This is a genomic window from Clostridium sp. (assembly GCF_050717515.1).
Lineage (GTDB): Bacteria > Bacillota > Clostridia > Clostridiales > Clostridiaceae > Clostridium_AD.
On the sequence record NZ_JBOITL010000016.1, the window covers coordinates 1 to 21,085 of the forward strand.

Below are 21,085 nucleotides of genomic sequence, written 5' to 3' on the forward strand. Positions count from 1 at the left end.
TACAAATCAAGACTTGAAGAGAAGAAACAAAAACAATCTGCATAAGAAATGCGGCCAACAATGTGGTCGCATCATCTTAGATTTTTTAATTATTTTGCCTGTCTACTTGACAGGGGTCAGTTCAAAACGGCTTCCTTTAAAAAATCGTATATTATCAACAATATTCTTAAACATAGCCAAACTTTTAAACTTTTCATAGTCGAAGTATTTAAACCCACTAAAAATATCATTTCTACTTTTAATGCTCTCGACGATATTGTGTTCTAGCTCAGTTACTGCATTTTCTGATAAAAGCAGAGCTATCTTTTCTCTTAATTGTTTCTCTTTTGAACAAGATAAAACGCCTAAATTATTGTTTAATATATCCAACATATTCTCTGGATTTTTTAAAAGTATGAGAATATTATTGTGAGCTAACAAAATGCTATCATATGATAGCATTTTGTTGAAAAATATAAAAAAAGCGTTACTCCCCAGTTAAATATCTGGTATTTTATTTGAAGCGGCATTAGTAACTGCCTTGAAATTACCAGGTGTTAAAGTTAATAGAAGGGAATTTCTACTAAAAACATTTGATAATTATACAAATAATAGTACAATTAATATTATAGATGTATTAGAAAGAGGACCAGCTAAAGTAGGTGTAAGTATTCAAATCCCTTTTACTGTTTTTCCCAAGTCACAGTTACCCTAGTTGTAACAGAAGGAGATCATTATGAAAAAGTTTTTATCTAAGCGATTGCTGTTTATCTTACCTGGAGTTGTGGCATATATACTTAATAAATATGCACAGAATCATCTGGATTGGTCGGAACAATACAGTAGGTCAGTATATCTGATGTTGTCTAATGCAGTGGGATTTTTACCTTCTCTAGTAAAATTTTCTATTAGTGAATGGCTGGTGGTAGTGGTTTTGTTGTTTTTTATATCATATATTATTTATTATGTGCGCAAGGTTATCATAAGTAAAGGTACGCGTAGGATGGTAGTTTATCATGGTGTGCTGGGAATAGTCGCGATGTGTAGCATGATATATTTTTGTTTTACTGTTTTGAATGGATTAAATTATCATAGGTATTCTTTCTCATCTTATACCGAATATCATGAGGAGAAATACCGCGAGGAGGAACTGGTGAAATTGTGTAAGTCACTTGCCGATGAAATGGGACAGGCAAGAGATAAACTGGGAAAAGATACTGACCTTTTGGTCCAAGCTCCAGATGATTTTGATTATTATGCACAACACTCAGTGTTGTCGCTGCAAATGTTGTCAAAGAAGTATCCTATTTTGGAGAGGTCTTTATATTCAACACCAAAACCAGTGGCAATGTCAAAACTGATGTCTCGTGCAGGGATACAAGGTAATTTTTGCCCTTTTACTTTGGAATCTAATATCAATGTTGATATGCCAGTTTTCATAATGCCTGCTGCTATGACACATGAACTGGCACATCAGTGTGGTTTTATGCATGAGGATGAGGCAAGTTTTATATCTTATCTGGCATGCAAGCAGCAGGATGATCCAATGATACTTTACAGTGGACTTTTTATAGCTTTTGATCATTCTATATCTGTGCTAAAGAAAGTTAATTCGGATAAGGCATCAGATATAATATCCAGTCTGTCCAAGACGGTGCAGCATGACATAGTACAGAATGAGCAATATTGGGGCAAGTATGAGGGGATTATTTCAAATATTTCAATTATTGTCAATGATGTCTATCTGAAGGCGAATAACCAGACAGACGGTGTGAATAGCTATGATAAAATGGTAAATCTGTTGCTGGCAGAGCAGCGATATAAACTGTCGAGAACGTATCTATCATCCTTGTCAACTTAAATTTACTATTTTTTCCAAGTCACAGTTACCTTATTGCTAAAGAATGTATTCAAAAAAGGTTTACTAAGAGAATTAAAGAAAAAGATGTTTTCGATTTTTAATGGCTATAAAATTAAAAGCAAATGAAGAAGAAAAGATAATTTTAAATCTATCCGCTATTTCGGAGTATATGAAATAACATTTATTTTCTTTTTGCATAAATATCAGAAAACTGCTTTACATGCTTCCCCAGCGTTTCAATGGCCTCATGTTCCTTATGAGGTTGGTGATCATATTTGCTTAGAAGCAGAAATATAGGTGAATAAAAGTGAAGTGCCATGATACAGGGATCACACTGGATAAAAGCACCTTTTTTCATCATGTTGGAAAATAATTCATTCTCAAAGCTAATGGCTCCGTCAATAAAAAAGTTTTGGTATACATTCCCTGCAAGTGTACTTCTAAACTGTTCAATGGTAAGCATACGACGGAATTTAGATGCAAAGTCATCCTTTAAAAAATATAAAAATATATTTTTTGCAATCTCATTAAGAGCCTCATATGACACATGCATATACTGCTCAACTACAGCATCTATTTCTCCGTGAGGTATCTGCATTTTTTTAATCATTTCTTCATACCGCCTCGACATTTCTTCTATTATACTGTTAAATATATCCTCTTTGCTTTTGAAATGATTATATAGAGAGGATGCCTTAATTCCTACGGGACTTGCAATATCACGCATAGTAACCCCTTCATAACCCCTATCAGAAAATAAGGACAGTGCCTGATAAATAATTGCTTCTTTTGTGTTTTCCATACTTTTACCTCCAAGGTCTTTCAGTTTCAAGCCATTTGTTTTCTTTCCAATACTCTTTATCAGTTATATTCCACTTATTCGAACTTTGCATTTTACGCATCATGTTAAACATAAAAATTGTTTTCAAATTCGGTGTCGCTTTCCCAATTTCACCTTTCACTTTTTTAGAAACATCCTCAGTTCTTTGTATAATTTTTTGCATAGTTTTCTTTGAAATATCATTCCAGCATGCTGCATTAATATTGAAATTCATGCGGTGAATTTTTGGCACCCCCCACCAGAATAGTTGCCTTGCCATGGATTTTGTGACACTTCTTGATCCAGCTCCAGCAGCAGTAGATACTACAATACCAACTTTTTTAAACATTTCTTTTCTTGGACGGTGAGACAACCACATATAGGCTAAGTGATCAAAGAGCGTCTTAAGCTGTCCTGTCATCTCAAAACAATAAGTAGGTGAATCTATGATTATAATTTGTGAAAGGCTCATTGACTTTACAATTTTCTGCACCTTATCAGCATGAGGACAATATTTTTCACCTTTTTCAATACAACTGAAGCAACCTATACAAAAGTCCGGTGTATCATTGGGCATAAAATATTCATGAACAACTGTATCCCCTTCGGAAAAGATTTGTTTTATCATCTCTGAAATATGATAAGTACTGCCTTTATGGCTCTGGCCGTGAATCACAGTAATATCCATTTACTTCTCCTCCTTAGAATAATAGACGTGACAGTTCAATTACAAGAATTTTAAATAGAATTGTTCCTGATAAAATAAAAAACATCACCTTCCTGTAATCTTGCCTTCTAATAAAAATCGAAGAAATAGAGCAGAATGCAATGACTGCTCCACCTAAGCAGCACAACGTTGATTGAATACTTTCAATAGTAAACAATCCTGGTAAAATTTTAGTATTCATTGATGCCTGTACTGATAGATGATACTTATCCCTTAATGCAACTAAAATACACAATAGCAATCCCCAAATAGCAAGTATTGCTATTTGTTTTCCCCATAATTTAGTTTTCTTTTGCTTTGCAATGGTTGTACCAATAAAAATAAGAATACCAATTAGAAGTATAGTAGAAATAGTAGAAGTGACGTTCCCCAAATATAAATTCATGATGATCCTCCTTAATATTCTTTATATACAATAGTATAACTAACAAATGTTAGTTAGTCAATAAGTATTGATATTTTTTTCCAATTTTGAAATTCTCTCTTATTAAACTTATAACCCTCAATAAGATATGGTGCAGTTTTGTTGTTTTTATCATTAATCTAAAATCTAAATTTTAAATAATATCCACTACAAGTTTATCAATACCTAATTTATAAAAAATCTTTAAAAATAAGAAACGGAACATATTATACATATATAACATGTTCCGTCTTTATATATCCTGTTAATAATTTTATTTATATATTTAATACACAATATACGAAAATTGCAAACTAAATATCAATTGTTTTATTTCATCTCGTAATGGAGTTCAACAAATTGATTGAATCTCCTTATCCCCTTTAACTTTAGTTCTAACTCAAAATCATTTTTTTTAAATAAAGGTATTCCATGACCTATTAGTGTAGGTGATATAGTAATAATAAATTCGTCAACTAACCTTTCTTTAATAAAAGAATTTAGAAGAACTCCACCGCCAACAAGCCATATGTTTCCTCCATCCCGTCTTTTGATTTTATTTGTAAATTCCACTACATCTTGATTAATAAATTCTACATTTTCATTCTTACCTTTTTCTGATTTAGAAAATACATAACACTTTTTATTCTTATAAGGAAATTCACCTTTTTCTTTTTCAATAATCCAGTCATAAGTTCTTCTACCAATTAGAATAGTATCCACTGTATTGTAGAATTCAGAATATCCATTATCTCCTTCGCCTTCAGTTTTAAACAACCATTCCAAGGAATCATCTTCTGTCGCTATGTAACCATCTAAACTTGTTGCAATATATAGAACTAATTTTCTATTGTTGTACATCTATAAACCTCCATATTTATAAATTTCAATCTAATTTTAAAACACAATTAGCGAACAATAATTTACTATTGCAAACCAATTATACCATATTTTATAAAAATAAATGTACAATCCTTATAATAATTAAATCTTAAAAAGCATCCATTGACTAGTTTCTAATATAAATTTTATTTCATATATTTTCATTACATCATTAGATTATGCACAATAACCAGAAGTTGATTACCAATCTTCTGCAAGAAATATTATCTCATTTCTTTGTTTGCTTATAGCAGCAAGGCTTAGCTCACCATGGTTCCAATCGTTCGGATGATAAGGCTTGCTATCAATCAAATAAATTGTAAAGTCTTCTGGCAGATCCGTATACCCGAAAATATTAAATGCACCCGAAAACACACCGTTTTTTTCAGCTTCGCTGTCGCTTGATTTTCCTATCCACTTTGCTTTGTGTGAAAATTCGTCAATATAATTCTTAATGGAATCTGAATCCGTTTCAAATTTTAAGTCGAAATTTTCACCGCCCTGCAAAAAAGCAGGATTATAACTAAATACAATACTTTTTGTATTGCCCGGAATTTTATCAGGAAAATATTTTGTCAATGGGTTGTTTGGATAATCCGTCAGTTTTAAAACTTTTTCATATTTACCTATATCCGTTGTTACAGTTGTTGCTAGACCAATAGACATAAAAACAAGCGCAAATAACATTGCAAAACCTAAAACAAAAATCAAGATGCCTGTTATTACAGATGATGCAACAATTTTCAATTTTTCTGTTACAGTGAAAAAAGTGGTTATTCCAAAGCAAACAAACGGCACAGCAAATATTAAACCCTCAAAATAATATGGTTCAATTGATGTCATAGTCCCGAACAAATATACTACTATAAATAGCACAAAAGAAATTATTGTCATTATTGACGGAAAAGGTGCCTTTTTAAAAATCAATGATATTTTATTTATTTTCATCGCAATCACTCCATTCCAAAATGTCCCCCGGCTGGCAATCAAGTGTTTTGCAAATTTTATTCAGAGTTTCAAGTTTTATTGCCTTAGCTTTGCCGTTTTTTAAAATTGATATATTTGACAATGTTATGCCGACTTTTTCTGAAAGCTTGGTAACACTCATTTTTCTTTTGGCAAGCATTACATCAATATTTATTATAATCATATCCACACCCCTCAAATAGTTAATTCATTTTCTTCACGAATTTGTGCCGCTTTGTATACAAGATGTGATAGTGATACAGCCGTAACAGTAATGGCAATGCCTGCGAACACTACAAAGAATGCCAAGAAAACGATTCCTAGGTGGTTCATATTCAATAATAATAAAATAATATTGCCTGTAAAGAAAAATGCAGAATCACTGGCCGCAAATATTGAAATCAACTTTAATAAATTTGCATTTTTTCTGCAAAATGAATTGTCTTTTTCAATCTCATCTGCAATTTTCCAACTGCAAACAAGCGTAGCATAACAAGGTATGGAAGTTATCCAAAGAAATAGCAGCCATATCCAATAACAGAATGAAAATTCTGGATTAGAAGCTACAATATCCTTTCCCCAAAAGGGAAAAACATAAAAATATATAACTGTACCACAAATCCCTGCCCCGATAATAATAGCTTTTAACCATTTGGATAGTTTTAACTGATTCATAACAGTACCCCCTAAATAATTTATATACTTATACCATAATTATACTCCGTTTTTAACAAAATTCAATAAATATTTATCGAATTACGATAAATATTTTCCCTTTCAAAATAAATACTCTTGTTATCGCAAAATAATTGATATAACAAGAGCCAGGTTCTGAACTTTATATAGTCTACAACTAATAATAATAATACGATTATGACCTTATTTTATACTTCTAATTTTATCTAACTGTATTACCTTCTCATATACTGCGGTTTCTAAATTTACAACCCAGTACTTAACTATTTTAATCTAGACATGTTTTAAGGGATCTCTTATTCAGAAATCCCTTTTACTGTTTTCTATTCAACTACTCCAGCCACAGATGCTCACTCTAAATTCCACTTAATCAGTTTACTGTTTTTTCCAAGTCACAGTTACCCTAGTGTTCTATGCTACATCAACTGTACTAGTATCAGTAGTAACTATCTTAGCATCTTTCTTGCCAGTTAATTTACCATTTGCTCCTGCAAAAATATCTTTTGTAATGACTAAATCCATAAGAGCGTTTACCTGTGCTTCTGTCACAGTTGGAACTCCTTTTTCATCTGATTTAATGTCATCCACAGCTAAAGTAAAATACTTACCTTCTACAGATGTTAAAAATCTCATAACTAACTTATGCATATCACTTTTCCTCCTTTAAATTATTTAACTCAATAGTTATAAACTCAGGACCTTCAATTTTCAGCTAACAACTAAGCATTAACTAAGCTGAACTGATCTTCTCTGTCTAGTCCGAATAATGGATAATTTTTAATGTTAGAGATTGCTTGTCCTACAGCAAAAATATCTTCATCCACTGCAGTAGTTTTTAAATTACTTAACCTTTTTGTTGCATGTTTCTCTTTGCCTTTCTTGTCAACACCTACTATCATAGTAAGTTTTAAGGAACTTGCTACCTTTGTTGATTTAACTGCCATGTTAATCACTCCTTTCCTTTCATTTTGTTTTCATTGAATATATATGCCCCTAAGAAGTTTTGTGCGTAGTTTTTTAAAAATATAAATTTACATAAGTGCTCTCAATTTTTCTAGGGCTTTTCTCTTTATTCTTGCAAATTGATGGTAGCTTTTATCACTATGGCAGGCAATTTCACCTAGGGACTGGTCCATAATATAATATTTCTCCAGTATTTCTCGCTCTAATGGATCAAGGCTATCAAGCGCTACATATAGTTTTTTAACTTCATCGTAGGCTATTACTTCATCCTCTAAGGTAAATTCATAATCTCCTGATGTATCAAAATCTAGCATTTCATTGTTTGGAACTTCTCTAAAATGTTTTATCTGGCCTTTTAGAAGAGCTTTGAAGTTTAATCTTATTGCATTTATGCAGTAGCCATTAAAGCTATTGCTACCTAGCTTATACATAGATATGGCTTTAATAACAGAAAGATATCCATGTTGCACCAAATCTTCTAGCTCAAAACCTGGCACGTGATACCTTGATGCCTCCTTAAATATGAGGTATTTGAATTTGTCTATTATCGCTTCTGTAGCTCCTCCCTCTTTGGTTTTAGCCTTTTCAACTAGTTTTTCCATGATAAACTACACCACCTTTTAAATTTTTATCTAGGATATTTTAAAAATAACTTATTCTAAATCCTCAGTATCCACATATCCTAACAATCTTTTTTCTAGGGCATCATAATCATAAGTTCTTTGCTCAAAATCACAGAAACCACCCTTTTTTAAATTTTGATTTAGACTATTTTTCTTTTTATTAGTCCACTTTTTTTGATAGGCTTTCACCTCTTCAGCAGTTTTTATGCCATTGCTCATCCAGCTATTGAGTATCTTACTAATATACTTCATAGTTTTAGCGTTATAGCTCACAGCTTCTTCTATTGCCATTATGATAACTTCGCTAGTTACATGATTTGTAAACTCTAATATTTTTTCATATTCTAGTGGAGTTATAGCATGTACATTTTCTTCAAATATTTTAATTATATTTTTTAACTCCTCAGTATCAGTAGCAGAATTGTTTTTATTTTTTATTCTTACTTCTTCTTTACTTCTTACTTTTTGTTTATTAATTCTTATTTCTTCTTTATTACTTCTTATTCTATTACTCCGCAGCCCCTTGCAATGTTCTTGTAAGTCCCTACTAAGGGGCTTATTAATTTGAAATTCATTTGTTTCCTCAGTTACTTCCACTTTTTCCAATGAGGAGTCTAAAGAAACACTATCACTTGTAGACTCACTATCAAAAGTTTCTTCTACAATATAGTTTTCAAAAATTTTCTCCACATCAAGTCCTGCCATCTGGCATTTACCAAATAATATTTCAACAAATTCAATATGTTTAACCTTTAGTATTTCACGTTGAACGCACTTGATTATATTCAAATTATTAGGAAGGTTGTATTTTATCCAATTTATAATCATAAGTTCTTTTGTTTCCTCACAGTATAAGATCTTTTTATACTCACAGAATCTTTTAATTAGTTTTTCCACAGTTTCTCTATTATAGCCACTGTCTGTCTCTATAGTTTTTTTCGAAATTTCGTAGATCCCACACTGAGTTGTTTTAGTATTTGTCATTAGATACAAATAAAAATATTTTTCCTCTGGTGTAAGTTCAAGCACAAAGCTATCACTCCAAAATTCAGTATAAAGTTGTCTATATTTAGCCATTATTATTCCTCCCCTGATATTAATATAAAAAAAATTAGCAATTACTATTGTTACGGCGGCATCATCGATATCCTACTTTGAGCAATGAATTTGCCCTATTGTTCTTTACTCTATATTAGTTTTTTGTTACCTACAGTTAACGGTTTGGGTAAAAAAACATATTCTCTATAATCTAACTGATTATCTGTACACCACTTCATTAATCCATTGAAGAACTTAAGCCCTGGCGTGTTATTTTTAACCATAACTCGATATACATGTGCTACATCTACACCAATAGCCTTTGAAAGCTTTGTATAACTACTACCAAAGCGCTCTTCCAATAAATGTTGCAATGCACATTTCTTTAAACTCATCTAAATCTTCCCCCTTAAATATTTACATTGTTTTCAGTTAATTACATTATCTGTAAACAATATATCATAATTGTTGAATGTGCACAACGCTTTTTTAAAATTTATTTATAGATTTCATTTTTTATTGACTGTAAACAATAAAAAATGATATAATGCCTATTAAGAGAGGTGATTAAATGGCTGACCATAGCAATTTTAATACAGTATCATTTGCCCTATTATTAGAAAAAGCCAAAGGTGATCGTTCAATTACTCAATATGCAAATAAAATTGATGTAAGTGCAGCTCATATTTCAAGACTACTTCGAAAATTAGTAAAATCACCACCTGCACCTGATACAATAAATAAATTCGCTAGCGATGCCTACAATGGAGTTACCTATAGTGAGTTAATGTTAGCTGCAGGACACATAAATGATAAAACAGAAGAAAGCTCTGCAGCTAATGATGGAATACAAATCACGGAAAACAAGAACAAAATTTTTCAAGCTATTATATCTGATCTATATACCCGTAATATTGAGTTTAGTTTGAATAAAACCATAAACGCCCCTGCTGATTTAATGCTTGAAATCACTAACTCGGAGTATTCTAAATGGTATATTCAGATTACATCTTTTGTTAATTCATCAACACTTTATAATGTTTATGGCAAAATAGCCTCTATGGAATTGGCAGCAGATATAAAAGTATCCATAGCCCTTGGGAGTAAAAACGAATTTGATCTTTTCGTAAATAAGCCACCTAAGTCCCTAAGAGCCAATCTTTATATAATGCTACTAGATTTAAACCAAGGAAAAATAATAAAAGAAGAAAAGCTATGCCAGTACTAAATGGCTATAGCTTTTCTTCTTTTGCTGCTACTAGGCTATTATTATCCTTATTTTTTCAATTCCAATATTTTAGAAATTTATATTACCCAATCATAAAAAACTCTATTTTCTCTTTCCAAAATACTTGTAACTAAAGTATACCAATTTTCTAAAAGAATTATATCTTCTATATCTGATAGTGATATTTCTTGATTACTTTTATTATTACATACTATTTTGTGAAGCTCTGCATCATAATTTCCTTGTTTATCTTTAGTGATTTTCGATAGATAGGCATTATCAAAAGATGTAATAATTTTTCTTGTCATTTTCTCTATATCAAATTTATGGGGCTGATTTATATTGCACGCTTCTATTCCTTCTAATCTACTAATTAAGTTATTATGAGTGATAACAATTTGCTGCTTTAAACTTTCGATAAAAGCCTCATAATTGCCCTGTGCATACTCTTCATAGGAACTAGATTTATCAATTTTTGTAATTACTACTATACTTTGTTTTGGATCTGATATAACACTTTTTAATCCTTCTAAAAATTTATCATCAACTAGTTCCCCACCAGTGCTGGCTGGAACAAGTAATATTTTGCATTTCGCTTCAAAATCAACTACAGTACCTTGCTGTTCTTCCTTTTTATGACTTTGTAAGTCTCTAAACACAACTCCTCTTTTAAACTTTTCAGGTAAACTTTTCTTAGCTTTTTCATCACAATTTAACACCAATATAGCCTGTTCAAAAAGTAATCTATAAGATACTACCTCATAAAACTCTTCCTTTTGTTCCTTGTATTTATTAAATGTCTTTATAGGTACTATAGTTTTCTCTAAAATATTCTCCTCTTCCAGTGAAATTTCATGGCGATATCCGTAAAAATTTTCTACCTTTAATTCCGAATATATTATATCATCAAGAAGTTTATTGAGACTTACATTTGTTATGTTATTGCGTATGTATTCTTGGATGTTGTCCTCATTGGTATAATTTTGTTGCAAGTCTTTTGCTATTTTCTGAAATCTTCCCATTATCTTAATAGTCCTGCATAGATTATACACACCCTGAAATAAATCACTATTAACTTTAATTTCCTTCATATTATTTTTCACTACTCCTGCTTTATTAGCCACATCAGTAATATCTTTTTTAATATCAAATTTGTATTCTGGATTTATACTTAAAGCCACTAAAATTAAGTCTCTAATTATATCAACCTTAGCTCTCGCTTTTAAGAAAAACCTGCTCTTTGTATTTTCAACAATAGCTATATCTGTTTGAATTATAGTGTTATTCCCTGAAGATGTAATAGTTTTACTTAATACTTTTTTTCCTGCTTCATCTACAAATTGCTGACAAAAAGTAGTTTTTCCGGATCCAGTAGTCCCTACCAAATCAATAATGGTGGGGTCATCAGATTTAAGCACTTGTTTATAGAAATCTATAATGTCACTGTTTTGATTAGAACTACATAAGTCTTGATATTCCATTATATTTCCCCCTGTATAATACATTTTTAGATAGTATATAATAGCCCACGTATATTCATAATATTTCATTTAATGTAATTATATTCTATATGACTTTTATTTTTCCTTTATTTTGAAATAAAATAGAACATATATTTCTAATTTTTTTAATGTTTTTTTAAAATATCATATTTTCAAGCTTTTTCTAATGGACATTCTATAAACATCATCTCACAAGCTGCAATATTAACGACGAAAAAACCACTGAATTAAATATATTTCAGCAGTTTTCCTCCCTGTTTGTGGGCAAGTTTTTTTGTATCTATTGAATATTAGCTTCCTTGCCAATCTTTATATTTCTACACAAACCACCATAAAGAAGAGTCTTGAAATCTACTCCGGTCACTAATGCTCACAATGTTCTAATTAGCTTATTATTTTCTACTCTTACTCACCTCTTTTTAAACCACCAAATTATTCCAGAGTATTCCCATGCTAGCTTCCCCAACCTTTCGGCACATCCTAACAATTTTCTATCCACCCCCAGGGATTATTCCACTATTATGTTAAATGAGTAGCCAGTAAACACAATAAGTTTTACTAGCTACTCATTTAATATATTATTTGTCCAACTTGGCATATTTTTACCTTTCCAAATTAGATTACCATCCTTAAAATTAATTATCTCTTTAAATATTTGAGTATTATCGTATACATTAATTTCATCACATATTTCGATGACATCTTTCAAATTTTTTAACGAGGAATGGTAATAACGTAGTCTAAGCCCCCCTTTGCTTCCAATTTGTAAGAAGCAAAGGAGGTACTTTTAATGCGCTCTACTGCATTATAGTTTACTGTTTTTCCCAAGTCACAGTTACCCTAGTAAGTACTATTTAAAAATCCAATCCTAGCTGCTCATGTTCTATTTTTTTAAATTCAACCTGCTCTACTGCTACCTGACTTCTTACTTCCATCACTACTGTTTGTTGCTTATTTCCCATAAGTTTTTGACCTAATATGTAATTAACATCAAACCTTCCAGAAATAGCTGGTGAGGCACCACGAGCTGGAACAATGAGCTGAACATTATTGGTTTTTAAAAACTCAAATATAGGTTCCCAAATGTATATGTCTTTGGCTGCTCCAAAAGGGTTATCTATAAATATGGTTTTTCTTAATTTGTTATTATCAGCATTAAAGGAATTTATATTTTTAATGTAATTTATTATAGATATTAAAAACTGAATATATATTCCTTGTGACTGACCAGTACTACCAACAGCTTCCTCATATTCTAATACCTTACTTTGCATTGCTATCTGCTCTCTTTTATAAAGCTTTAAAACTATTTTATTCATGTCTGTTACAATAACAGAAAAAAGTCGTTTAAGAGCTAGCTGATTTTTAATATATTTGATTTTTTCTAAATTTTCATCTATATTATCAACATTTCTTATTGTTTCTTCAATATATCGAGACATGTAAAACTTTTGCTGCTCTTCCACAACATAAGGCAGCTGCAGACTAACCATTTGTATTATCTCATTATTTAAATTCAATCTTGATAGCCTAGGTAACCTATCAAGCTCCGTTTTTACATCTCTACAACGTTGGAGGCATTGATTTTGAAAATTATCTTTAATTTGCTCCATATCTTTAATATCATTTTCTATTTTCCCCTTTTGAAGAGATAATAGCTCTTTAATATTTTCTAAATTCTCTATAAGCATTGTACAATCTTCAATTAATATAGGAACATTGATGCTCCTTGAAAATTCTTCTGCTAGTTCAAAAGCGCCTATTTCTTTAAGAGCTTTTATATTTTTTTCTTTGTTATTTTCAAAATTCAGCTTAGTATCTTTTTCTTTTTTACAAATTTTATCGTAGTCTTTTTCTAAAACTCCAAAATAATTTTTAATATCTTCTATGTTGTAAAGATTGCCCAATGCCAAATCCTTAGAAATATTGCTAGCTCTTAGGATTACCTCTATATTAGCTATAATATCTTTCAAATAAATTATTGCGCTATTAATACTAGTTTGTAATTTTATAAGCCCTTGTTTTTTTAAAGCAAGCACTTTTCTTTTGGTATTATTGTCCTCCTCAAATTGCTTGAACTTAAACACTTCAATTTGAATAGCTATATATTCACCAAATTTTTCGGTGAAATCAGCTTCTAATAATTCAATCTTTCCCAAAAGATTACTCTTTGCTAATTTATATTTTTCCACAGCACTATTGTGATATTCAATCTGACTCTTAAAGCTTTTCAGCTGCTCTTTTAATTTCCACAATTCTTCTTCCTGGGTTACTGAAATCTCATTTCTATTTTTAAGTTCATAAAGCATATCTATAGAATATCCTCTATTACCAGCTTCCCTCTCATTCTTATCCATACTGCTCCCGTAATTTTTCAAAAGCTCATCTTTGTCTTTTATATCTGAATTTTTTTCTTCTAGAGCTATTTTACTACCTCTGAATTTTGATTCTAGCTCCTCATCGGTTATGCACAATTCTTGGTATTGCCCAGCATCATTATAATATGTTTTATACATACTATTCCAATCAGAAATTATAGAATTTCTTTTCTCCTCTAATGATTTTTTTATCTCAAGCTCAATATTTTCCTCAGCTTTCTCTGAAATCATTAGGCTTTCAATTTCCATATATTTCGAATTCAAGGATTTTAAGCACTCTACAAAATTCTGCAGGGTCTTTTCTTCATTATCCAAGCTATCCAAATTAACTTTTAATTCTCTAATGGTTTTTAAATCTTGGTCTAAAGCCAGTAATTTTTTTTCTAGCTTTGCATTTTCTTGCTCCATATTTTTCATCTTAAGGTGGAGTTCATCCACAGCTTTACTGCATGCGATTCTCTCATTTTCCAAAGATATTTTAATCTGTTTTGCAATAGCGCACTCTTCTTTAGTATTATCTATTTTATTTTCATAAGAAAACTGGAATTCTTTTATATATGTATTATCTATTTTTAGTGTTTCTTCATTTCTTTTAAGAAGGTCCAGATTATTTCTTATCTCTACTATTCTCGCCTCAACTTTATCTTTTTCTCCTTTAATTTTTTCTGAATTTATAAAGTTTGCCTTTTCTTTTACTGCAAAGGTTAACCCATTAAAGTTAAAATTGAGTTTATCTTTAATAGCTTGTAAACTAATAATTGGTATAGCATAATTTCCAAAATCAAAGGCTTTAAATTTTTCATCCACAAGGAGTTTATTGAAATTGTAAGTTACAATAACGCAGTAAGGCAAAAAAGGTACCATGCTTAAAAGAGTTTCTTTTTCCTGCGCGCTGCGACCTTGAAGAAATTCTATACCTAAAATGCCGTCCTCATTATAGTTTTTGTTAATATATTCCTTCACTTTTAATATTTCTTTAGTTGTAGGCATGGGTTTATCTTGATCTAATTGAGTATAATAATCTAGTGATCCTTCTAATTCTTGCTCTTCACCTATTATTATTCCCAGTAGCTCTTTATACTTAATATCTAGACTATTGCTTAGTTTTGCCACATCTGAGGCTCCATAAACCTCTAATAATTTATTAGCCTTTATTTTATCTAACTCATACTTCACAATTAAATCATTATATTTTAGGATTTTATCTTCAAGCGATGCTGTTTTTTCATCCTGTTTTCCAATAGCGATTTTATAACTGCTGATTTGGTCTTTTAAAGAATCAAATAATGCGTTATTATCTTTTATTTTTTGTAGGGTATCCGCGCTACCAACTTCAAACCTTGTAATGTCACTATCTATATCACTTACGATCATAATGTCTAACTTATTTCTAAGAACAATTACTCCATCCTTTAATGATTTGAGTTTACCCTTTGATTGTAATATATTACTATTACAGATAGCTATATTATTATCAATAGTTCTTTCATCTTGTGTAGATTTTTTTATCTTACTTGACAGTTCCATAACCTTACTTAGAGATACCTCAAGCTTATTATTCAAATCTTCAATCACAATTTCATCTCTGATTTTCTTATTATATGCTAATATATTTAGATCAGTTGTTAGTGTTTCATTGGCTTTAAAAATATTTTGTAGTAACTCTTTTATTTCAGAATATTTGTTTTTACACTCTAGAAAATCTACAAAATAATTTTTTGCCTCTCTTAGGTTAATTTCATTATCTACAACGCCCGCCTTTAACTTTTCACTTTCAAATTTATTTTCCGAAGTTTCAAGTTCCTCCTGGGTTTTACTTAGCTTATTTTTCATAATCTGTAGCTTTATAGTTTGGAGGTTTTTTTCAATTTCCATATCTTCACTGTTTATATTATTTATTTCACTATCTATTAAATCCTGCTCCTCATATTTACTGTTTATGTTACCTTCCACCGTATTATAGGTTTTCACAATAGAATCTTCTATTATATTTTTATCCCCATATACATTTTGGAGTGTACTGGTCTTATTAATAAAGTCCTGAGCCACATCTGACTGTCTATCAAATTTTGAGATTTCACTTTTCTTTTTAGATAGTTCTATGATCTTATCCTTTATATCCAAAAGGGTTTTTGCCATATCTTCCTCTTCATTTAATAGCTTATTAGTTTTAGCCATAAAGGCCTTTTGGATGATTTTTTCTATAAGTAAGTCCTCCACGATTTTTCTTGAGGTCCTATAGTTTTGCTCAAAGTAACCTCTCACATGACCCTCTGTCTTATTTATTCCTCTAATAATTTCCCATTCGCTTTCATATAGCCCATGCTCACTAATAAACCTTTGATATTCTCCCTTTTTATTCTCAAATATATCGGAAACCACAATAAAAGAGTTATCACTTTGAAGTGTTCGTAATTGTTTTTTTAAGCCATTATAGGTTATTTTCTCACTATTATCTTGCAAGGATAAATTATTTATATCATTTTCATTATAAGCATTATAAAAGATAACATAATTAAAATAATCAAAGGCTGCAGTATCCTTTTTATTTTCACTATTTCCAGTATTCTCTGTTCCTTTCCTAGCACAAAAGCCTGTGACCATATACTTATAACCTGATTTATCTCCATCATCTAACCGCCATTCAATTAACGAATGAATTACATTGCTGGAGTCTTTACCTCTAAAGAGCTTTTCTATAGGTTGCTTTTCATCTAAATGACAATTTGGTATAAGGTTTTGTAGGAGTAGTAACATCAGAAGGCTCTTACCCCCACCATTGGCAAGGTCATACAGTGTGTTGCTACAGGAAAATTCCATTTTAAAGTCATCATATGTTTGAGTTCCGTTATTATATTTAACATTATTTACACGTACCCTATTTATCTGCGGCATTAATTAAGCGCTCCTTCCGACATAATCTCATATAGCCTGCCTCTGAAATCCTCAAAGTAGTTTTCTATCAGTGCTTTAAATCTATCATTAGCGTAATAACGTTCCTCCACTTCAATAAAAAGGTTCTGTTCCTTTAGAAAATTAAAGGTAATTTTTATATAGCCTAGCTTAGAACCTCTGTAGGCTCTTGTATTTATGGATAAATCATTGCTGTGAGTTAAAGGAAGTTCCTCCCACAAAAGAGCTATGGCATTAAAACTATTTTCTTCAAGTTCATTTTTCACTATTGCATCTAATTTATTAATAATACTTGAAAGTGAGCCATTAACACTTTTTAGCACATCCTCAATTTTTATATACTCTTGAAAGGTGTAACTTGAGGAATCCTTATAAAACAATGTAATTATATTATAAATAATAAAATAGCACATATACAATTCTTTATTGACCTTAAGTCCAAGCATCTTCCGAAGTTCCTCATTAGTATAGCCAAAAACCTTATTCTTTTCTCCAGCGGTAATGTATATTGCATCCTTATATTGATATAGTGTTAAATTCAGCTTATCAAGCATGCTACCAAATATATTATACATTTCCATGTTTGTATTATATTCTTCGTATAGGTCTGTGTTTTCTTTGGTGCTTACATTTTCCCCTGTAATAAGCTTTGAAAACAGCTCCAGAGCCTTCTCCATATTCCAGTTTTCCACTTCATTCAACCCTTTCAAATTTTATATTGGTAATTTTAAATAGTGATGATATTTCTATTACATCATCGGGTGTTGGTATTACATTAAATTTAAGGACCTTAAACTCATTCTGGTTTTCAGCCGTCAACATATCAATAATTATTTTATCAAAAATAGTTTTTTCCTCTAGGCGAAGCTTTGACATATCATAATGATTTTTTTGTGCAATATGGAGTACGAAAGAATAATAGTCTCCATTTTTTAAGATATCCTCTTTAAATACACCTACTAAATACTCATTAAACTCTCTAAGGGAAAATTCACCCACCTCCAAAAGGAGTTTCATTAATAACTTCATAAATATTATAAAGTTCCCTGCTATTCTTTCATCTTCTATATCATCTGGGGAGGTATATTCTATTTCCTCTACAGTGGAAACCTGCTCTATCTCTTCTTCATTATTGGTCCTATAGGTTAAAAGATCATCTGTACTTTTCAAATTAAAAGTCTTATTAAACTTTATCTTTAATAAGGGGTTCATGAGCAGTGATAGTAGTGAAGCATCATCTAAACGAAGAGTTCTATCATAAACATCTTTAAAGTCAAAGGACATTCTAAGTTTATTCAAAGTAACCTTCTTAATAATTTCATCTGATTTTATCTTAAGATCAGTAGAAGAATTTAAAAGCTCATTATGCTTTGAAATAGCTCGCTTAATCTCAGTTTCTAGGTTATAAATATATTCCCTATTTTTTAAAAATCCTCTTCTGTATCATTACTAGCATTTTCCTCAATCCTTTCAAGAGCTAGCTCTATTAGTCTCTTGTTTTTATCAAAAAGGCTTTGTTCCTCGTCGAACCACTTCATGCTACTGGTAAAAAGTTCATCCGTGGCCTTTATCCCTTCAAAAACGTTATAGCTTAAAATGTTCAAAATTTCATTCTTCCGTTGCATTAGTTTGCTAACTTCATTATTAATTCTTCTTACAACTTCAATACCACCTTTAAAGTTTTTTGACTCAATCATTTTAGACAGCAGTATCTGTTGAATGCTTATTTTGCTCTCATCCTTTATTTCCTTTGTATCAAGGTAAAACTCAATGGCCTCAGATGTTATGTAATAGCTTATGGTATTATCCTCTATTTTGGATTCAATTAGCTTGATCCTAGAAGACATCCGTTTCTTTTCCACAGGATCAAAGTAATTATAGGAAAAAGGTTTTCCATCATTTATAATTTTATCAAAGATATAATTTACAAGTTGCATATTTTCTTTTTCATCTAGGTACAAATTGTAATCCCGTTTTAAAATTTCTGTGGTAAACTGGGAATACTGTTCAAAGGAAACCCCCATATTATTAAAATTATTTTCTTCTATAAATAGCCTTAAGGTCGCTATCACTATATAACCCATATCAATAAAATTATATATGCCCTCCTTAAATAAATCTAAAGATATCTCCCTAATCTTAAAAAAAGGATAATATTTTTTTAGGTTTTGCATTCTCTCATTGTGCTCACCTATTATCTCATCAATATAATCGAATTCACTATTCAAACTCCACCAACTCCTAATCTATATCTATTAAGGCAACTGCTTCCTGTGGTATATATTTCTTACTATTTAATATCTCAATAAGCCTTTGTGAATAAAACTTTTCAAATTCTGAATTAACTACATCTATAGCATAGCTTAACACATTAGGTTCTGTGGTATAATATTTCGAAATATCGCTATTTTTCATATTTACTATAACCTCTCCTAAGTTTAAATCCTCGTCAAAATGCACATCACTTGAAAAATTTCTAAGTCTTGGAAGAGCATCAATATTAAAATTATCTAAAAGTACTGTATATAATGACCTACCAATAACTATATTGTAACTTGAGAATTTATCTTTAAAGAGCTTGTATATTAAGAAGCCCTCACTATCTATATCCCCAAAGTATTTAATGTTATCATTAAAATTTATACCATACTCCCCTGCAAGGTCAAAAGAACTTATAATCTTTTTTCCTTCACCATAAATAATCATATCAAATGCTTCACAGATTTTTTTATTTTTTAATGTAGAATAAGTATCCTTGTTTTCTATTATTAATATTTCTCTGCTCTCCTTTTGAAAAAAGCTCTTTTTCACATGGTAGAAAAATGGTTCCTGTGTTTTATAGCAATTAAAATCCTCATATTTCATTTTTAGATTTAATAAAATTTCTAGTCCTAAATTTATCTTACTCTTTGGATTTTCAAAAAATTTTTCATCATTAAAGAGTTTGAAAGATAATTCATTTGAAGTAAGGTAGGGCTTTTGTGGCTTCATATAATAGTCATTAAGCACTTGTATATACTTCTTATGTTTTTTATATTTTTCCTGATTCTTAAAATAATAATCAAGGTTTTTCAAATTTAGCTTACTTATCTCAAGAATGGTTTTATTATCCTTCTCCTTATTACTAATATTATCTATAACCTCAAATTTAGAGTGAATTCTTAGCCCCTTTTGTACTTTTCCACGAGGCTTTAATTTACCCTCAATACATAACTTCTCTATAACACTTTCAAATAGATTATATTGAGCTGCTCTAATATAATTTACCTGGTTACCATTGTCATAAGAAAAAGATAATAATTTTTCTATATCAATAGTTTTATTTTTATAACTCACAAGTTTCTTTACAATATTCTTATATATCTCTTCAAACATGAGTTTCTTCCTTTCTTTTAATTATATTAGATTGTCCTATTACTATAGTATACCTAAAGCGAATACAATAAAGCAATAAAAGCCTGTACATAAATTCGTACAGACTACTCGTATAATAATTTGATTTTATTCCCTTCTTGCTTCATCAAGAACTTCCACCATTTGCATTCTATCTATCCTGTAGTGAGTAATAGTGTCATATTTATCTGAAATACAAATTAAATAATAACAATCATCTTTCAAAATCATTGATATAGGACTTATATTATATTAATTTGCTACTCGTTGAGTTGAAAATTATTTTTTTATTCGTCTAAACGAATATTCTAGTCCTTTTTTCATGTGTATTATATTTTAAATTTGGAGGCTATATCTCTTAATTTTTGTGCACTAATTTTGTTACCAACGGTAGTATTTTTTATTTCTTCCATCTTATTCACAATATCGATGCTTTTATCAGAAATACTAACTATACCCTGTGCACCCTGATTAACGGTCCCTGCTACTTGATCTATTGCAACCGCAATCCCATTTATTGATGTATTTAAATGTTGCGCTGACTCATCAAATTCCTTCATAAATTTATTGAAATTTTCTGCATCATCTATATATTCTTTACCTGTACCCATAATAATCTCATAATTTAGAGAAACTTCTTCATCCATGAAATTAAGCATTTTAATAGCACTACCAGATAGATTTTTTACAGAATCATTTACAACTTTAACTAC

General features: G+C 30.4%; 24 protein-coding genes and 1 pseudogene. 3 read left to right on the top strand and 22 right to left on the bottom strand.

From position 1 onward, the window contains the following. Nucleotides 1-102 precede the first annotated feature (102 nt). Nucleotides 103-441 (bottom strand): hypothetical protein, encoded by a 339-nt coding sequence (locus tag ACREV6_RS04625; protein ID WP_431576856.1) that lies wholly within the window; start codon nucleotides 439-441, stop codon nucleotides 103-105. A 79-nt stretch (nucleotides 442-520) separates the two neighbouring features. On the opposite strand from ACREV6_RS04625, the gene ACREV6_RS04630 reads away from it, so the two are divergent. Both ACREV6_RS04630 and ACREV6_RS04635 read left to right on the top strand, forming a co-directional pair. Further along, the gene (locus tag ACREV6_RS04630; RefSeq protein WP_431576857.1) at nucleotides 521-694 is read left to right on the top strand and encodes a hypothetical protein; all 174 of its coding nucleotides are present in this window, start codon (nucleotides 521-523) and stop codon (nucleotides 692-694) included. 21 nt (nucleotides 695-715) lie between these two features. Continuing rightward, a complete protein-coding gene (locus ACREV6_RS04635) occupies nucleotides 716-1,840 on the top strand; it encodes a DUF3810 domain-containing protein (protein WP_431576858.1) in 1,125 nt (374 codons plus the stop codon). Between the two features lie 181 nt (nucleotides 1,841-2,021). Here ACREV6_RS04635 and ACREV6_RS04640 read toward each other — a convergent pair whose 3' ends face one another. From ACREV6_RS04640 to ACREV6_RS04695, 12 genes are all read right to left on the bottom strand, one after another. Then, a complete protein-coding gene (locus ACREV6_RS04640) occupies nucleotides 2,022-2,642 on the bottom strand; it encodes a TetR/AcrR family transcriptional regulator (RefSeq protein WP_431576859.1) in 621 nt (206 codons plus the stop codon). A 4-nt stretch (nucleotides 2,643-2,646) separates the two neighbouring features. Further along, nucleotides 2,647-3,348, bottom strand: a complete 702-nt coding sequence (locus ACREV6_RS04645; protein ID WP_431576860.1) for a flavodoxin family protein — start codon at nucleotides 3,346-3,348, stop codon at nucleotides 2,647-2,649. Between the two features lie 13 nt (nucleotides 3,349-3,361). After that, nucleotides 3,362-3,772, bottom strand: coding sequence for a hypothetical protein (locus ACREV6_RS04650; protein ID WP_431576861.1), 411 nt, complete (start codon nucleotides 3,770-3,772; stop codon nucleotides 3,362-3,364). Between the two features lie 348 nt (nucleotides 3,773-4,120). Next, nucleotides 4,121-4,651, bottom strand: coding sequence for a dihydrofolate reductase family protein (locus ACREV6_RS04655; RefSeq protein ID WP_431576862.1), 531 nt, complete (start codon nucleotides 4,649-4,651; stop codon nucleotides 4,121-4,123). 222 nt (nucleotides 4,652-4,873) lie between these two features. Then, on the bottom strand, nucleotides 4,874-5,620 hold the full coding sequence (locus tag ACREV6_RS04660) for a hypothetical protein (RefSeq protein ID WP_431576863.1): 747 nt from the start codon (nucleotides 5,618-5,620) through the stop codon (nucleotides 4,874-4,876). Further along, nucleotides 5,607-5,822: a helix-turn-helix domain-containing protein gene (locus ACREV6_RS04665; RefSeq protein ID WP_431576864.1), complete on the bottom strand. Its 216-nt coding sequence runs from the start codon at nucleotides 5,820-5,822 to the stop codon at nucleotides 5,607-5,609. The genes ACREV6_RS04660 and ACREV6_RS04665 overlap by 14 nt, the downstream gene beginning before the upstream one ends. Nucleotides 5,823-5,833: 11 nt before the next feature. Beyond that, nucleotides 5,834-6,313 carry a DUF2975 domain-containing protein gene (locus ACREV6_RS04670; RefSeq protein WP_431576865.1) on the bottom strand — a complete coding sequence of 160 codons (480 nt, stop codon included), beginning with the start codon at nucleotides 6,311-6,313 and terminating at the stop codon, nucleotides 5,834-5,836. A gap of 432 nt (nucleotides 6,314-6,745) precedes the next feature. Further along, nucleotides 6,746-6,982 (bottom strand): DUF2922 domain-containing protein, encoded by a 237-nt coding sequence (locus tag ACREV6_RS04675; protein WP_431576866.1) that lies wholly within the window; start codon nucleotides 6,980-6,982, stop codon nucleotides 6,746-6,748. A gap of 71 nt (nucleotides 6,983-7,053) precedes the next feature. Further along, nucleotides 7,054-7,278 carry a DUF1659 domain-containing protein gene (locus tag ACREV6_RS04680; RefSeq protein ID WP_431576246.1) on the bottom strand — a complete coding sequence of 75 codons (225 nt, stop codon included), beginning with the start codon at nucleotides 7,276-7,278 and terminating at the stop codon, nucleotides 7,054-7,056. 87 nt (nucleotides 7,279-7,365) lie between these two features. Continuing rightward, entirely contained in the window at nucleotides 7,366-7,899 is a 534-nt protein-coding gene (locus ACREV6_RS04685; protein WP_431576867.1) for a sigma-70 family RNA polymerase sigma factor, read from the bottom strand. Nucleotides 7,900-7,950: 51 nt separating this feature from the next. Then, entirely contained in the window at nucleotides 7,951-8,997 is a 1,047-nt protein-coding gene (locus ACREV6_RS04690; RefSeq protein WP_431576868.1) for a DnaD domain-containing protein, read from the bottom strand. 110 nt (nucleotides 8,998-9,107) lie between these two features. Continuing rightward, nucleotides 9,108-9,353, bottom strand: a complete 246-nt coding sequence (locus tag ACREV6_RS04695) for a hypothetical protein (protein ID WP_431576869.1) — start codon at nucleotides 9,351-9,353, stop codon at nucleotides 9,108-9,110. A 176-nt stretch (nucleotides 9,354-9,529) separates the two neighbouring features. Here ACREV6_RS04695 and ACREV6_RS04700 point away from each other — a divergent pair, with 176 nt between their 5' ends. Beyond that, complete coding sequence (locus ACREV6_RS04700) at nucleotides 9,530-10,186, top strand: hypothetical protein (protein ID WP_431576870.1); 657 nt, start codon at nucleotides 9,530-9,532, stop codon at nucleotides 10,184-10,186. 77 nt (nucleotides 10,187-10,263) lie between these two features. On the opposite strand, the gene ACREV6_RS04705 is transcribed toward ACREV6_RS04700, so the two are convergent. The 9 genes and pseudogenes from ACREV6_RS04705 to ACREV6_RS04745 all read right to left on the bottom strand — a co-directional run. Further along, on the bottom strand, nucleotides 10,264-11,667 hold the full coding sequence (locus tag ACREV6_RS04705) for a hypothetical protein (protein WP_431576871.1): 1,404 nt from the start codon (nucleotides 11,665-11,667) through the stop codon (nucleotides 10,264-10,266). 583 nt (nucleotides 11,668-12,250) lie between these two features. Further along, nucleotides 12,251-12,397 carry a hypothetical protein gene (locus tag ACREV6_RS04710; RefSeq protein ID WP_431576872.1) on the bottom strand — a complete coding sequence of 49 codons (147 nt, stop codon included), beginning with the start codon at nucleotides 12,395-12,397 and terminating at the stop codon, nucleotides 12,251-12,253. Between the two features lie 145 nt (nucleotides 12,398-12,542). Next, the gene (locus tag ACREV6_RS04715) at nucleotides 12,543-16,961 is read right to left on the bottom strand and encodes a coiled-coil domain-containing protein (RefSeq protein ID WP_431576873.1); all 4,419 of its coding nucleotides are present in this window, start codon (nucleotides 16,959-16,961) and stop codon (nucleotides 12,543-12,545) included. After that, entirely contained in the window at nucleotides 16,961-17,671 is a 711-nt protein-coding gene (locus tag ACREV6_RS04720) for a DUF6063 family protein (protein WP_431576874.1), read from the bottom strand. Before ACREV6_RS04720 ends, ACREV6_RS04715 begins: the two co-directional genes overlap by 1 nt. A gap of 1 nt (nucleotide 17,672) precedes the next feature. After that, nucleotides 17,673-18,278 (bottom strand): hypothetical protein, encoded by a 606-nt coding sequence (locus ACREV6_RS04725; RefSeq protein ID WP_431576875.1) that lies wholly within the window; start codon nucleotides 18,276-18,278, stop codon nucleotides 17,673-17,675. Nucleotides 18,279-18,403: 125 nt separating this feature from the next. Further along, a complete protein-coding gene (locus ACREV6_RS04730) occupies nucleotides 18,404-19,207 on the bottom strand; it encodes a hypothetical protein (RefSeq protein WP_431576876.1) in 804 nt (267 codons plus the stop codon). Nucleotides 19,208-19,220: 13 nt separating this feature from the next. Beyond that, the gene (locus ACREV6_RS04735; protein ID WP_431576877.1) at nucleotides 19,221-20,354 is read right to left on the bottom strand and encodes a Wadjet anti-phage system protein JetD domain-containing protein; all 1,134 of its coding nucleotides are present in this window, start codon (nucleotides 20,352-20,354) and stop codon (nucleotides 19,221-19,223) included. A gap of 126 nt (nucleotides 20,355-20,480) precedes the next feature. Further along, nucleotides 20,481-20,618, bottom strand: coding sequence for a WYL domain-containing protein (locus tag ACREV6_RS04740; RefSeq protein ID WP_431576878.1), 138 nt, complete (start codon nucleotides 20,616-20,618; stop codon nucleotides 20,481-20,483). Between the two features lie 83 nt (nucleotides 20,619-20,701). Continuing rightward, nucleotides 20,702-21,085, bottom strand: a pseudogene (locus ACREV6_RS04745) (methyl-accepting chemotaxis protein); the annotation flags it as partial.

Bases quoted from the DNA above. Each gene is read 5' to 3' on its own strand.
- ACREV6_RS04625 (WP_431576856.1), bottom strand. From the start codon at position 441: ATGCTATCATATGATAGCATTTTGTTAGCTCACAATAATATTCTCATA.
- ACREV6_RS04635 (WP_431576858.1), top strand. From the start codon at position 716: ATGAAAAAGTTTTTATCTAAGCGATTGCTGTTTATCTTACCTGGAGTT.
- ACREV6_RS04640 (WP_431576859.1), bottom strand. From the start codon at position 2,642: ATGGAAAACACAAAAGAAGCAATTATTTATCAGGCACTGTCCTTATTT.
- ACREV6_RS04645 (WP_431576860.1), bottom strand. From the start codon at position 3,348: ATGGATATTACTGTGATTCACGGCCAGAGCCATAAAGGCAGTACTTAT.
- ACREV6_RS04650 (WP_431576861.1), bottom strand. From the start codon at position 3,772: ATGAATTTATATTTGGGGAACGTCACTTCTACTATTTCTACTATACTT.
- ACREV6_RS04655 (WP_431576862.1), bottom strand. From the start codon at position 4,651: ATGTACAACAATAGAAAATTAGTTCTATATATTGCAACAAGTTTAGAT.
- ACREV6_RS04660 (WP_431576863.1), bottom strand. From the start codon at position 5,620: ATGAAAATAAATAAAATATCATTGATTTTTAAAAAGGCACCTTTTCCG.
- ACREV6_RS04665 (WP_431576864.1), bottom strand. From the start codon at position 5,822: ATGATTATAATAAATATTGATGTAATGCTTGCCAAAAGAAAAATGAGT.
- ACREV6_RS04670 (WP_431576865.1), bottom strand. From the start codon at position 6,313: ATGAATCAGTTAAAACTATCCAAATGGTTAAAAGCTATTATTATCGGG.
- ACREV6_RS04675 (WP_431576866.1), bottom strand. From the start codon at position 6,982: ATGCATAAGTTAGTTATGAGATTTTTAACATCTGTAGAAGGTAAGTAT.
- ACREV6_RS04680 (WP_431576246.1), bottom strand. From the start codon at position 7,278: ATGGCAGTTAAATCAACAAAGGTAGCAAGTTCCTTAAAACTTACTATG.
- ACREV6_RS04685 (WP_431576867.1), bottom strand. From the start codon at position 7,899: ATGGAAAAACTAGTTGAAAAGGCTAAAACCAAAGAGGGAGGAGCTACA.
- ACREV6_RS04690 (WP_431576868.1), bottom strand. From the start codon at position 8,997: ATGGCTAAATATAGACAACTTTATACTGAATTTTGGAGTGATAGCTTT.
- ACREV6_RS04695 (WP_431576869.1), bottom strand. From the start codon at position 9,353: ATGAGTTTAAAGAAATGTGCATTGCAACATTTATTGGAAGAGCGCTTT.
- ACREV6_RS04700 (WP_431576870.1), top strand. From the start codon at position 9,530: ATGGCTGACCATAGCAATTTTAATACAGTATCATTTGCCCTATTATTA.
- ACREV6_RS04705 (WP_431576871.1), bottom strand. From the start codon at position 11,667: ATGGAATATCAAGACTTATGTAGTTCTAATCAAAACAGTGACATTATA.
- ACREV6_RS04715 (WP_431576873.1), bottom strand. From the start codon at position 16,961: ATGCCGCAGATAAATAGGGTACGTGTAAATAATGTTAAATATAATAAC.
- ACREV6_RS04735 (WP_431576877.1), bottom strand. From the start codon at position 20,354: ATGTTTGAAGAGATATATAAGAATATTGTAAAGAAACTTGTGAGTTAT.